Genomic DNA, 13,605 nt, shown 5'->3' with positions numbered 1-13,605 from the left:
GAAAGCAGGAAAAGAAAGAAGGGAAACGGCTTTGCCTTCTGGCTTTTAGGTGCTGAAGCGGGGATAAGGCAGGGATAAAGAAAAACCGGAGTTTCCTGCGGACAAAGTAAATTTTTTTAATACTCCTCAGGCTGGGGTGCCTATTTGCTCAGCCAGGAATCATTTTCCCGGCAGGTTTCTCCTGGAGGTTAAAGAGGCTTAAAGCCTTCTCCCAGTACTTCATGGATGTTCTGAACAGTAATAAAGGCATTAGGATCGGTTTTTTTGATGAAACTGCGCAGTTTCACAAATTCCTGCCTTTTTAAAATCGTCATGATTACTTCTTTTTCTTCCCCGGTAAAAGCACCGCTAGCTTTATAAACCGTAGCTCCCCGCCCCAGTTCCCGGGTTATAAAGTTTTTGACTTCTTCACTGCGGGGGGTAATTATTAATACCTGTTTGCTTATAGTTATCCCTTCTACTACATAATCTATGATAAAGCCGTAGAGTATCACCCCTAAAAGGGCGTACAAGCCTTTTTGCAGGCCAAAAACATAGGTGGCAGCCAGGGTTATGAGGAAATCAACCAGGAGCAGACCTTTGCCGATATCAAGGTGGTAGAACTGGTAGATGATGCGGGCTACGATGTCGGTTCCCCCGCTGGAGGCATTTTGATTGAAAAGTATAGCTAAACCTATGCTGGATATTAATACCCCAAAGAAGAGCTGGATTAAAAGGTCGTCCAGCAGAGGCGAAGATAGAGGATATATTTTTTCCAAAATCCAAATGATAACCGGGATTAATATACTGCAGTATACGGTTTTAAAGCCATATACCGGGCCGATAGTTATAAAGCCTAAAAGCAAAAGGGTGATACTCAGGAAAAGGATTATTCCCCCCAGGGGGAGTGCAGGCAGAAACTGGTTTATAACCAGGGCTAATCCGCTTATGCCTCCCGCCGCAATATGGTTGGGAGCCAGGAAAAAATAAAATCCTAAAGCGTCGAGCAAAGCGCCTATATTTAGCAGGAGGAAATCTTTTATTTTGCTTACCATAACTGTTCTCCTTTACTATAATTCAGTATTAGTTTATGAAAAATGACGGTTTGTATTAGCTAGGATAAAGCTATTTAAAAGTATATAATATACGGAAAATATAAAAAAGATTTACGGTGAGGAAAAGAGGGAAAAGATGAAAAAAGAAGAAGTTTTCAGGTTATTAGAACAGCATCTCCTGAAGGATGACCGGCCAGCGGTGTTTATAGATAAACTGGACCGGGAAGGGATATTAAAGAGGGTAGAACCTTTTAATCTTCTTGTCCAGCTCAAGAAGGTAGAACAGGATGAAAAACATCATCCGGAAGGGAATGTATGGAACCACACCCTGCTGGTGGTAGATGAGGCCGCCAAACGCCGGAGCTTAAGCCGGGAGCCGCGGGCTTTTATGTGGGGGGCTCTGCTGCATGATCTGGGGAAGCTCAGGACTACTGCGGTGCGAAAAGGCCGGATAACAGCTTATGACCATGACAAAATAGGCGGGATAATGGCAGAAGAGTTTTTGTCCCATTTTGAGCTGGAAGAGAAGCTGGTGCTAAGGATAGTGAGTCTGGTGAAGTGGCATATGCAGGTATTATTTGTGGTAAAGGGGCTTCCCTTTGCTGCGGTTGAAGACATGCTGCAGGAGATAGAAGCCGAAGAGGTCGCCTTGCTGGCTTTATGTGATCGCCTGGGGCGGGGAGGTCTAACCGAAGAGATTAAGGAAAAAGAGGAAAAGGATGTGAAGAAATTTCTTCAGGTGTGCCGGGGGGTAGAAAGGGAACGAATGACCTGAGTTGCCAAAGGCTGTATAATAAAGTAATATTATTGTTGTCAGGAGCATGGAATAAGGAAAATTACGCATTGATGATAAGAGGAGGAATAAGATGGGCAAGGAGGAAGAAAAGATCCTGGAAGATGCTAATCGAGAAGAAGAAAAAGGCGGCAATTTTATCGAAGATATTATTCGCGAAGATTTAAAACAGGGAAAAAATGGGGGACGGGTGCATACCCGCTTTCCGCCTGAGCCTAACGGGTATCTGCACATTGGACATGCCAAGGCTATATGCATAGATTTTGGCATGGCGGAAAAGTTCGGCGGGCTTTGCAATCTGCGCTTTGACGACACTAACCCGACCAAAGAAGATGAAGAGTATGTAGAAGCGATAAAAAGGGATGTAAAATGGCTGGGCTTTGACTGGGAAGACCGGCTTTACTATGCTTCGGATTATTTTGATAAGATGTATGAATATGCGGTTGAGCTTATAAAAAAAGGTAAGGCTTATGTTTGTGATTTAAGTGCCGAGGAAATAAAGGAGTACAGGGGAACGCTTACCGAGCCAGGCAGGGAAAGCCCTTACCGCAACCGGAGTGTGGAAGAAAATCTGGAGCTTTTTGAACGCATGAAAAACGGGGAATTTCCCGATGGTTCCCGGGTTTTACGGGCCAAGATAGATATGGCGTCGGGCAATATAAATATGAGGGATCCGGTGCTCTATCGCATTCAGCATGCTACCCATCACCGCACCGGGGATAAATGGTGCATATACCCGATGTATGATTATGCCCATCCGATTGAAGATGCCCTGGAAGGAATAACCCATTCCCTCTGTACCCTGGAGTTTGCCGATCATCGTCCTCTTTATGACTGGGTGCTGGATAATATAGATTATCAAAAAGATGTCAAGGTAGAAGGAAGGCCTAAACAGATCGAGTTTGCCCGCTTGAATCTTACTTATACGGTTATGAGCAAAAGAAAGCTCAGGCTGCTGGTAGAAGAAGGTTATGTCAAGGGCTGGGATGATCCCCGGATGCCTACTATATCAGGTTTGCGCCGCCGGGGCTATACTCCAGAAGCTATTCGGGATTTTTGTGAACGCATAGGGGTGGCGAGAAGAGACAGCGTAGTAGATATCGGCCTTCTGGAACATTGTGTACGGGAAGACTTGAACAAGCGGGCTCCCCGGGCTATGGTGGTGCTGAATCCGCTTAAGGTAGTGATAACCAATTATCCGGAAGGCCAGATTGAATGGCTGGAAACGGAGAATAATCCCGAAATGCCAGAAATGGGAACCAGAAAAATTCCTTTCTCCCGGGAAATCTATATAGAAGCGGAAGATTTTATGGAAGATCCTCCCAAAAAGTTTTTCCGCTTGAAACCGGGAGGAGAAGTAAGGCTCAAGAGTGCTTATATCATAAAGTGTGAAGAGGTAATAAAAGATCCCGCAACCGGAGAGGTAGTTGAGCTTCGCTGCACCTATGATCCGGAATCGAAAAGCGGGGGAGCCAATGCTTCCCGCAAGGTGAAAGGTACTCTGCACTGGGTAGAAGCTTCCCATGCTGTGCCCTGTGAAGTAAGGCTTTATGATTACCTTTTTAAGGTGCCTTATCCCGATGATGATGAAGATGGCTTGAGCTTTATTGATAAAATAAACCCGGATTCGCTCAGGATTTTAACCGGCTGTCTGGCAGAGCCAGGGTTGAAAAATGTAAAACCAGAGGAAAGATTCCAGTTCCTAAGGCACGGATATTTCTGTGTCGACCCGGACTCTACTCCGGAAATGCCGGTATTTAACCGCATAGTAGGCCTTAAGGATACCTGGGCCAAGGTTAAGGAAAAGGAATAAATGGTTGCGAGCCTTCTGGCTTTAGAAAGCCGGAAGGCTCTTCATGTAAGGGAAAAAAGGTAAACGAAGTTTCGACAAAATTTTAAGAATCTTTAGTTTATAATAGTTTCAGTCGGGTGGGCGTCCGACCGAAAAGGAGGAAGAGATATGTCAGGGTATGAAGAAAGAGATAGGGAAACTGGCAACCGGCAGAAGATATTAGAAGTAGCTACCAGACTGGTTATGGAAAAAGGAGTAAAAGGAACTAGTTTGGCTGATATTGCCCGGGAAGCAGGTATAAGCAAGGGTACCCTTTTTTATCATTTTCCCACCAAGGATGAACTGGTTTATGAACTTACGGTACAGCATTTTGACCGGCTTATTCAGGGTTTTCTGCAGAGGATGAATGATATAAAAGGGGAAAAGATGGAAAAGGTTATCTATGACGGGCTTAATCTTATTTTACAGGCTAAGGAAAGGGGAAAGCTTAATCTCTATCTTTTGCAGGAAGCTTTTATGGGGAATGATGAGCTAAAAGAGAAATTTAAGGAAACTTACCGCCACTACCGCCGTATTATGCAGGGGTTTTTGCAAGACCTTATGGGCAGAGAAGGGGAAACAGATGAGGTGCGTGCTCTTATGCTGGTAGCCCTTATTGATGGGCTTATTATCCAGTGGCTTATAGAGCCGGAAGAGGTGGATGTAGCGGAGATTGCCCGGATGATAGCTGATGATCTAGCTGGTTTTTAAGGCAGACGCTCAGCCGACAGGATAAGCAAAATCAAAAATAAAGGAGGGTTTTAAATGGCTGAAGTTATGGAGTACGGTATGTTTATCGATGGGGCCTTTGTCCCGGGGGACAGCGGGGAGATGATGGAAGTAATAAACCCGGCTACGCGCGAAGTTGTGGCCCGAGTACCCCGCGGCAACAAGCATGATGTGGATAAGGCTCTGGCTTCTGCCCGGCAGGCATTTGAGTCCGGGGTATGGAGTGATAAAAAGCCGGAAGAGAGAGCCGAGATACTTTTTAATGCTGCCCTTATGGTAGTGGCCAATAAGGAAAGGCTATCCTATCTTGAATCTTTGACTTCAGGGGGAACTATAAGACGCACCAGTACGGTTGATGTAGCTTCGGTTGCCGCTTCGCTTGCTATTTCCGCTGCCCTCATCAAGGAACTGCCTAAAGTAGAACATGCTATGTGCCCTCCCTGGATTGCTCCTATGCACAGCTATATCAAAAGAGAGCCTATCGGAGTGTGTGCTGGGATAACCCCCTGGAATTTTCCTATGATACTTGCGGCTTATAAGTTTGCTCCCGCTCTGGCTATGGGAAATAGTATAGTTATGAAACCGGCTAGTATAACTCCGGTTACTACCCTGGAGCTGGCCAAGATATTACATGATGCCGGGGTTCCAGCAGGAGTATTTAATGTCGTTACCGGGCCAGGATCTAGTATGGGTGACTATCTGGCTGGACATCCGGAAGTAGATAAAATCGCTTTTACAGGTTCAACAGCAGTAGGCAGGAGGATTGCCGAACAGGCAGCTAAGGGGATTAAAAGGGTAACCCTGGAACTGGGAGGGAAATCTCCGCTTATCGTTCTGGAAGATGCTGATCTGGATGTGGCATGTAATATGACTCTCTTTGCTTTTCTTTTTCACTCCGGGCAGGTGTGTGAATCAGGAACCCGGCTTATTGTCCCGCGCAAATTGCATGATGCTCTGGTTGATAAGCTTATTCAGAAGATCAAGAAATTAACGATTGGCAATCAGATGGATATGGCAACTGACCTGGGGCCTATTGCTTCGGAAGATCAGCTTAATACGATCAAGGAATATGTGAGAATTGGCCTGGAAGAAGGAGCCGAACTGGCTTATGGTGGCAGGGTGCTGACAGGGGGAATTTATGATAAGGGGTTTTTCTTTGAGCCTACGATATTTGTCAACTGCCGTAATTCTATGCGCCAGGTGAGGGAAGAGATTTTTGGCCCGGTACAGTGTGTAATTCCTTATGATGACCTGGAGGAAGCTATTCATATTGCCAATGACAGCCCTTATGGATTGGGAGGCGGGGTATGCAGCCGGGATGTAGCGAAAGCGCAAAAGGTGGCGGCCAAAATGCGCACCGGTACGGTATGGATTAATACCTGGCATGTTTTAAGGCCTGATGTACCTTTTGGCGGATATAAAGAGAGCGGTTATGGCAGAGAAAACTGGTATCATGCCTTGATGGCCTACAGCGAAGTTAAGCATATATGCCAGGATTTGACCCCTGATGCGGATGATAAGATCATGTTCAGCCTGATCGGACTTAATAAATAGAGGGGAGGGTTTTTCATGGCTACACCAAAATATTTTATGTGGGATTTTCGCACCATCGTAGAAGTAGGTTCAGGATGTCGTACATTTGCCCCAGTGCGGTTTATGGAAATGGGGGCAAAAAGGGTAGCTCTTATTACTGACCAGGGACTGGTCAAGGCAGGTATAGTTGACCAGATTAAAGAGATTTTTGCGGTGCAGGGTGAGCCTAAGCTGGTAGGGGTTTATGATGGTATAGAACAGGATGCGGTTATGCGGGTGATTAACGATTGTGCTCGCTGGTGCAGGATAAATGCTGTGGATGGACTTCTGGGAGTAGGAGGAGGCAGTGTTCTCGATTCGGTGAAAGGGGTAAAGCTCATGCTGGGCATGGGAGCTACAGATATAAAAGAACTTATGCCGGGAAATGTAGGCCCTTATATAAGACCTCTGGGCAAACCGCTTGGTATTCCCAATGTTTCTATTCCCACCACGGCAGGAACAGGGTCTGAGGTTTCGCCTATTGCGGTGATATATAATGAAGAGGCTAAAGTTAAAGGCGACCTTTTACATCCTTATATTGCTGCTGATTATGCCCTTTTAGACCCGGATCTTACGGTAAGCCTGCCTCCGCATATGACTGCCTGTACCGGTTTTGATGCCTTAGGCCATGCGGTAGAAGGGCTTACTTCTCCCGGTTCCAATCCGATGATTGACAGCCTTTCGATCCAGGCTATAAGGCTTATTTTGAAATACCTTCCGGTGGCGGTTAATGAGGGGACTAATCTTGAAGCCCGCACCTGTATGCTGATTGCCAGCAATATGGCGATCATGGGTTTTGCTATGTCGGGTATGTTTTATCCTGTACACAATATAGCCCATGCGGTAGGCGGACAGGTCAGAATCCCGCACGGACAGGCTGTAGGAGTTGCCCTGCCGGCAGTTATGAAATATTATCCCCAGCATTTTGCCCGCAAGGCTAAAGATCTGGCTTTTGCTTTTGGCATAGATCAAGAGGCAGATGAACTTTCCCTGGTAGAAAAGGTGAGGGAAAAGATATTAAAGCTTATGGAAGAGTGCCATTTTAAACCTTCTTTTGATATAACCGACGGAGAAGTAAATGAGCAATTCCTAGATTTACTGTTTTGGGCGGTAAAACTTGATCCCAGTGGTATAGCTTACCCCTTACCAGAAGAACAGATAAAGCCGATCTTAAAAGAATGTTTTACCTGTTAATCCGGAATAGTTTTATGCAGGTAAAAAGAGGCCGCTGGAATTTTTTGCGGCGGCCGGGACAAAATTAAAAAAATAAAAAAAATACATGACAAAAAAATTGTTATCGTATATAATGTTGCTTAACTAAAACTTAATAGCTGCAGCTTCTTATCAAGAGAGGTGGAGGGACGGGCCCGATGAAACCCGGCAACAGCTGGCTGTGCCAGAAATGTGCCAATTCCTGCAGGAATTTTTTCCTGAGAGATAAGAAGAAGGGAGAATAACCTGCCACTTCTTGTCCCTTGGGAAGTGGCTTTTATTTTGCTTACGTGAGGAGGAGATGACAGGATGCATAAGGAATGGAAGTTTGCCACCAAAGCGGTGCAGGCAGGCTATGAACCTAAACCGGGAGAACCCAGGATTTTGCCTATATATGAAAGCACTACTTTCTATTATGACAGCACCGATTATGTAGCCGGCCTTTTTGATCTGAAAGAGGAAGGCCATATGTACAGCCGGATAAGCAATCCTACCCTGGATGCTTTTGAAAAGAAGATGGCAGCTTTAGAAGGAGGCGTAGGGGCTCTTTCTACTTCTTCCGGGCAGGCAGCAACGACCATATCTCTTATAAATGTATGCCAGGCCGGGGAACATATCGTAGCTGCCAGCACCCTTTACGGGGGAACTTTTACCCTGCTCTCGGTAACTTTTAAGAAGCTGGGCATAGAGGTGACTTTTGTAGATCCTGAGGCCGAGGAAGAAGAAATAAAGGCGGCTTTCCAGCCGAATACCAAGGCACTTTTTGCTGAAACTATAGGCAATCCAGGACTTAATGTGCTTGATTTTGAAAAGTTTGCCAGGATAGCCCGGGATAAAGGAGTACCTTTGATCATTGACAATACTTTTGCTACTCCTTATCTGTGCCGTCCTTTAGAGCATGGAGCCCATGTGGTTATCCATTCTACCACCAAGTATATAGACGGACAGGCGCGCAGTGTGGGAGGAGTAATTGTAGATGGGGGTAATTTCCCCTGGGATAATGGCCGATTCCCTACCTTTACCGAGCCGGATCCTGCTTATCATGGTTTAAGGTATGTAGAAACCTTTGGCAACCTGGCTTATATAACCAAGGCCCGGGTCCAGTTTATGCGGGATATAGGACTTACCATGAGCCCGTTTACCGCTTTTCTCCTGCATATGAGCCTGGAAACCCTGGCTTTGCGGATGCAGAAGCACAGTGAAAATGCCCTTCGTCTGGCGCAATATCTGGAAGGACACGACAAGGTGGCCTGGGTAAATTATCCGGGATTAAAGAGCAGTCCTAGCTATGAACGGGCCAGGAAATATCTTCCTTTAGGATGTGGAGGCATTTTGACCTTTGGACTGAAAGGAGGATTAAAAGAAGGCAAGAAGTTTATGGAAAGCCTTAAGCTGGCAGCCCTGGTGGTACATCTGGGAGATACCAGAACCTGTGTCCTGCATCCGGCCAGCATGACTCATCGCCAGCTCAGCGAGGAAGAGCAGCGGATAGCCGGGGTAACTCCTGATCTTATTCGGGTATCGGTGGGGATAGAAGATATAGAAGATATTATCGCTGATTTTGAACAAGCTATAAATAAAGCAGTTTAAGCATAAATATTAGTTAGAACTCAGGCAAGAGAGGATGTGATAGGGGATGCCGATCATAATTCCGGAAAATCTTCCTGCTGCTGATATTCTGGCCCAGGAAAATATATTTGTCATGAATGAATATCGGGCTTTGCACCAGGATATAAGGCCTTTAAAGATAGCTATACTCAACCTTATGCCGATAAAAACCGTAACGGAAACCCAGCTGTTAAGGATGCTGTCCAATTTTCCTATTCAGATTGAGATTGACCTTTTGACTACGGAAACTTATCAATCCAAGCATACGCCGGCTGAGCACCTGAAGACTTTTTACAAAACCTTCAGCGATATAAAACATCTGAAATATGACGGGATGATAATAACCGGTGCTCCGGTGGAGAAAATGCGGTTTGGCGATGTGGCTTACTGGAAAGAGCTCAAGGAGATCATGGATTATACGGTAGAAAATGTTACTTCTACTTTCCACATATGCTGGGCAGCCCAGGCTGCTCTGTACCATCACTATGGTATTCACAATTATCTCCTGCCGGAAAAGATGTTTGGGGTTTTTAAACACCGCATCAATAATCCTCGCTGTGAACTTATGCGGGGTCTGGATGATGAAGTATTTATCCCTCATTCGCGCCACACCGAGGTGCATCGGGGAGAGATTGAAAAAGTACCGGAGCTGGAAATCCTTTTAGAATCAGATGAAGCCGGGGTAGCTCTGGTGATAAGCAGAGATGGCCGGCAGGTTTTTGCCATGGGCCATTCCGAATATGATGCCTATACCCTGAAAGAGGAATATGAAAGGGATCTTAGAAAAGGGGAAAAGATAAATATTCCGCGCCATTATTTTATCGATGATGACCCGAGCAAAGAGGTGATTGTCAACTGGCGCAGCCATGGCAGCCTGATTTTTACCAACTGGCTCAATTATTATGTATATCAGCTTACCCCCTATGATCTGTATGCTGATAGCAAATAAGCCGGTGAGGAAAATTTCCTTCACCGGCTTATTTTCATTTATATTTTTTCTATTTCATAGACGGTGTTATCCAGTACATATATATCGATCCAGTCATTTTCTGCCAGGTCGCGGTAGCTTAATAGGGTATTTCCTTTATGGATATAGCAGTTAGCCACCAGGCTGTAACGGTCATAGGTATAGCCCGAGGTCCGTTTTACCAAAAGCTCAGTATAGCTGCTCGTGAATTCGGCAAAGCGGGTACGGATTTTAGACATAAGGTATATGTTTATACTGCCATCGGCATTTTCGGTTATTTTTACCCGGTCGCCGGAGCTGAGATAACGCAGAGTATAGTATTTTTGGCCTTGGTCAATTATTTGCGAACCGCTGGCAAATGTTGTGCGAGCGGTTTTGCCTTCCAGGGTGGTTATAGTTATAGTTCCACTATAGGTATCAATGCCGGTTATCTGCCCGGTTAGAACAGGTGCCAGTTCGATCTTTTCTACCTTAAAGCCGAGGAAAGTTACTTTTATAGTATCTCCTTTGCGGAAATCCCCCAGACCGGGGCGGACAAGGCCGGGAATAATTATTTCGGTATAGTTGTCGGCTTCAATATAGTCAGATCTTCCCTGGCTGTCGACTACCCGGAGATAGCTGCTGCTGGCAGAAGTTACTTCATAATTTATAACCCTTCTTACTTTTATGCCGGTTATTATCTCTTCACTGTTAAGGGAGAATTCAATATAGTCATCAGCTTTAAGGTCGCTGAGTTTGGGTCTGGTTATGTTTTGTATCTGAATATCCGCATTATTGATTACTTTATAGGTGTTTACAAAGCCGCTTCCTTCTTTGACTGATATAAGGCTGCGTTCGCTGTTTACCGAGATGATGGTGCCTGCCTGCTGGCCGGCATTTTCCACATAGATTATCTTATCACCCAGAAGCTCAATCCTTATTTTCATGTCTTTTTTGATGTCAGCTAAGGAAGCTGTTTGGTTATCTATTTTTATGTCGGCAGCCTTGCTCACTTCATAGGTCAGCAAACGGCCGTCATTATCTTTTAGCACCAGGGTGCGGCTTGTTATGTCAACAGCTACCACGGTAGCGCTTATTTTACTGGCTGCATAACGGCTGTTTACCGTTATCGAAGTTATTTCTCCCCCGCTTATCACGGCTTCGATATTATCACCTTTGACTATATCGGCAAGGGCGGGTGCTTTGATATTTCCTATGTTTATCTGGACATCATCGGCCACCTTGAAGGCCTGGATTTTTTTATCTGCCGTTTCTATGAGCAAAAGTTTTCTGGCATACAGGTTTTCGATTACCTGCCCTTTTAAGGTTAGCTCCTGCTTGGCTTTGATTAATTTTATTTTGGTTATGATATTGTTTTCCAGGGTTATTTTTACTTCGTCTCCGGGCAGGAGGTCTTCTACGGTGGCAAAACGCAGGCCTTCAATTTCCACTTCGGTTAAGCTGGAATATTTAAAAGCCTGATAGCTGTTCCCGTTTTTGAGGATAATGAGCTTTTTGTTCTGATCGATTTCGGCTATAATTCCCTGATCTAGGCTGTCGGATGCCGAAGTGAGCAGGGTTATAGCCACCACTTCTTCGGAAAGGTTCAGGCTCAATTCTACCTGGGCATTTTCCGGAATAGAAGCAAAGTCCCAGGTTTTCCCCTGGCTGTCGGTTACCGGGACATTCGGTGCGATAGTCCGGGTATAGAGGCTGCCTTTTTCATCTTCGACAATGAGGAGCCTGATTTCCGGATTGATTTTTACTACCTTGCCGGTAAGCTTGCGGAAAGCGGCAACGGGAGCAGATGTTCCCATGAGTTCAAGCATTTTGGCCTGGTTATTTTTGACGGTAACTACTACCTGGGCAGAAGGTTGAATCTGGGTTATATTGATCAGGCTGCCATTCTGGTCAAAGGCTAGAACCCCGGAAGCCAGGGATAAGGTTTTGGTTCCTTCGTCGGTGGCAATAACCAGGTGAGAAGGGTTAAAACTTATTATTTTTCCCGTCAGGGTGTTATTAAGGTTCAGGTATTTTTCGCATTTGCCAAGCATTACCACACTCTGAGCCCGGGTAACGATAGCATTAGGTTTGAAGGTTTGATCAGAAAATCCGGCAATGATTTCATAATTTACCGCTGCATTGATATACCCCCGATAACGTTCCGGAATCGAAGAATCATCTTTAAAGCCCGAGTTCTGATGGGCATAAAGCTGGGCCTCTGTATCTTTGCCGATCATGCGGATCATGAGCTGGGTCATCCAGGCCCGGGTAGCCAGGGAGGTGGCGGCAAAGTTCTGCTCTCCAGGCACAATAAGCCCTTTGTCGACGGCAAAGAGAAGTTCTTTTTTGGCTTTGGCCTGAGCCCAGCCGGGTACGCTAAAAGGAAGGGGACGTGAAGCGTCGATTTTGGCTATTTCATCTTCTTTTTCCATATTGCGTACGGCCATCAGAACAGCTTCCAGCTGGGTTACGGCATTATCAGGCTTAAAGGTTCCATCTTGATAGCCGGCCACGACTTCCCGGCTGCTCATTTTCAAGACATGCTTATAGGCCCAGTGAGAAGAAGGCACATCCGGGAAAGGGACGGCAGCCAGAGCAGCTTTGCTGCCGATAAAAGGCGAGAAACATGCCCCGAGGAAGAAAAAGAGCACCAGACAGCTTAACCATACAGATTTGTTTTGCGGCATTTTTATCGCTCCTTTTTTAAATTTTCTGCTTGTGGTTTTTAACTGATATTAATTCCACACCTGTCCATAAATTTCCTCTATAATTCCTCTACGCTTTGTTCTTATGCTTTCTTGCACCTGTTTTTACAAGGTGTAAATCCTACTTTAAACGGCAATAGTCAAGATGAAGGAGGAAAAGAGAAGAGGGGATAAGGTGAAAAAGAGGTATAGCTGGGCAATAATTATTTTTTTGCTTTTTATACTGGTTATACTGGGATTTTGGGGATACGGAAAGCTGGAGAGGTGGCAGCTAGAGAAAATGTGTAAGCCTTTGCTGGGGGAAAAGGCAGATGTTGCTTATAGAGAGAAGGGGTCTGGGAGTGATAAAGGCGGCAAAGAGGAGCTTTTAGCTTTTAACTCTGACTATCTTGCGGCTCTAGCGGAAAGATATGCGGGGAATAAGGATTATGAAATTTATATAGGGTTATATGATTTCCCCAAGTGAGAATATGCAGGGTATAATGATGATAGGATTTTTTATCCGGCCAGTCTTACCAAGGCTATATACCTTGGCAGTTCTTTTAGAGCAGGCAGGTAGCGGCAGGATAGGTCTGGATGAAGATTATGTATTGCGCGCGGAAGATAAGTACGTACAGGGGACCAGGGTAGAAGGAAGCGGGATCCTTAAAGGCATGAAACCGGGGAAGATTTACAGCTACCGGGAACTGGCATATTTGATGATAACGGCCAGTGATAATGTAGCGGCTAATATAATCCTTGATAGGATAGGGTTCCCAATTGTTAACAAAAATATGTTAAAATATTACTTTTTATGATATAATATCTACATGAAACTAAGCGAATGGGCAAAAAACAAGGAATTAACTATAAAACCGCCTGGAAGTGGTATAAAGAAGGCAAGCTGCCTGTCCCGGCTTACCAGACCCCAACCGGGACAATACTGGTTAAGGTCGGCGAAGAAAAGGAAGGAGGGCAGAAGGTCAGCCAAAAACCAGGTAAAAAAAGCCATGGAGGCTATAGAGAATGCTGGTGAATAAAGCCTACCGGTATGAATTAAAACCTAATCAGGAACAGCTAACCCTTCTCAAAAAACATGCCGGCTGTGCCAGATTTGCCTGGAACTGGGGACTTGCGGAAAGAATAAGGCTCTGGGAAGAAGAAAAGAAAAGAACCAATGCCATAGAACTGCA

13 protein-coding genes and 1 riboswitch are annotated in these 13,605 nt (G+C 45.3%); of the genes, 11 read left to right on the top strand and 2 right to left on the bottom strand.

The genetic code is table 11. The annotated features are described in order from the left end of the window. Positions 1-188: 188 nt before the first annotated feature. Positions 189-1,034 carry a YitT family protein gene (locus tag BUB92_RS08125; protein ID WP_073092657.1) on the bottom strand — a complete coding sequence of 282 codons (846 nt, stop codon included), beginning with the start codon at positions 1,032-1,034 and terminating at the stop codon, positions 189-191. A 136-nt stretch (positions 1,035-1,170) separates the two neighbouring features. On the opposite strand from BUB92_RS08125, the gene BUB92_RS08120 reads away from it, so the two are divergent. The 7 genes from BUB92_RS08120 to metA all read left to right on the top strand — a co-directional run bounded on the left by BUB92_RS08120 (position 1,171) and on the right by metA (position 9,728). Next, the gene (locus BUB92_RS08120) at positions 1,171-1,809 is read left to right on the top strand and encodes an HDIG domain-containing metalloprotein (protein WP_073092655.1); all 639 of its coding nucleotides are present in this window, start codon (positions 1,171-1,173) and stop codon (positions 1,807-1,809) included. Positions 1,810-1,900: 91 nt separating this feature from the next. Further along, positions 1,901-3,640 (top strand): glutamine--tRNA ligase/YqeY domain fusion protein, encoded by a 1,740-nt coding sequence (locus tag BUB92_RS08115; protein WP_073092652.1) that lies wholly within the window; start codon positions 1,901-1,903, stop codon positions 3,638-3,640. 147 nt (positions 3,641-3,787) lie between these two features. Then, positions 3,788-4,369: a TetR/AcrR family transcriptional regulator gene (locus tag BUB92_RS08110; protein WP_073092649.1), complete on the top strand. Its 582-nt coding sequence runs from the start codon at positions 3,788-3,790 to the stop codon at positions 4,367-4,369. Positions 4,370-4,423: 54 nt separating this feature from the next. Further along, positions 4,424-5,941, top strand: a complete 1,518-nt coding sequence (locus BUB92_RS08105; RefSeq protein ID WP_073092646.1) for an aldehyde dehydrogenase family protein — start codon at positions 4,424-4,426, stop codon at positions 5,939-5,941. 15 nt (positions 5,942-5,956) lie between these two features. Further along, on the top strand, positions 5,957-7,153 hold the full coding sequence (locus BUB92_RS08100; protein ID WP_073092644.1) for an iron-containing alcohol dehydrogenase: 1,197 nt from the start codon (positions 5,957-5,959) through the stop codon (positions 7,151-7,153). A 144-nt stretch (positions 7,154-7,297) separates the two neighbouring features. After that, positions 7,298-7,403, top strand: a riboswitch (SAM riboswitch). Positions 7,404-7,480: 77 nt separating this feature from the next. Continuing rightward, complete coding sequence (locus tag BUB92_RS08095; RefSeq protein ID WP_073092642.1) at positions 7,481-8,761, top strand: O-acetylhomoserine aminocarboxypropyltransferase/cysteine synthase family protein; 1,281 nt, start codon at positions 7,481-7,483, stop codon at positions 8,759-8,761. A 46-nt stretch (positions 8,762-8,807) separates the two neighbouring features. Further along, positions 8,808-9,728, top strand: a complete 921-nt coding sequence (gene metA, locus BUB92_RS08090) for a homoserine O-acetyltransferase MetA (RefSeq protein WP_073092639.1) — start codon at positions 8,808-8,810, stop codon at positions 9,726-9,728. Between the two features lie 38 nt (positions 9,729-9,766). Here metA and BUB92_RS08085 read toward each other — a convergent pair whose 3' ends face one another. Next, positions 9,767-12,415 (bottom strand): S-layer homology domain-containing protein, encoded by a 2,649-nt coding sequence (locus BUB92_RS08085; protein WP_073092636.1) that lies wholly within the window; start codon positions 12,413-12,415, stop codon positions 9,767-9,769. A 193-nt stretch (positions 12,416-12,608) separates the two neighbouring features. Here BUB92_RS08085 and BUB92_RS08080 point away from each other — a divergent pair, with 193 nt between their 5' ends. From BUB92_RS08080 to BUB92_RS08065, 4 genes are all read left to right on the top strand, one after another. Then, positions 12,609-12,899: a hypothetical protein gene (locus tag BUB92_RS08080; RefSeq protein ID WP_143156905.1), complete on the top strand. Its 291-nt coding sequence runs from the start codon at positions 12,609-12,611 to the stop codon at positions 12,897-12,899. A gap of 16 nt (positions 12,900-12,915) precedes the next feature. After that, positions 12,916-13,230: a serine hydrolase gene (locus BUB92_RS08075; RefSeq protein WP_159432324.1), complete on the top strand. Its 315-nt coding sequence runs from the start codon at positions 12,916-12,918 to the stop codon at positions 13,228-13,230. 26 nt (positions 13,231-13,256) lie between these two features. Next, positions 13,257-13,448, top strand: a complete 192-nt coding sequence (locus BUB92_RS12015; protein WP_200774231.1) for a hypothetical protein — start codon at positions 13,257-13,259, stop codon at positions 13,446-13,448. Further along, a partial coding sequence (locus tag BUB92_RS08065; protein ID WP_159432323.1) for a helix-turn-helix domain-containing protein occupies positions 13,439-13,605 on the top strand: 167 nt, incomplete at its 3' end. The genes BUB92_RS12015 and BUB92_RS08065, both read left to right, overlap by 10 nt.

Origin of the sequence: Thermosyntropha lipolytica DSM 11003 (assembly GCF_900129805.1) — a bacterium.
GTDB classification, from domain to species: Bacteria; Bacillota; Syntrophomonadia; order Syntrophomonadales; family Syntrophomonadaceae; genus Thermosyntropha; species Thermosyntropha lipolytica.
Note: the sequence above shows the minus strand (reverse complement) of the source record. Positions and strands in the feature narration are given on the sequence as shown.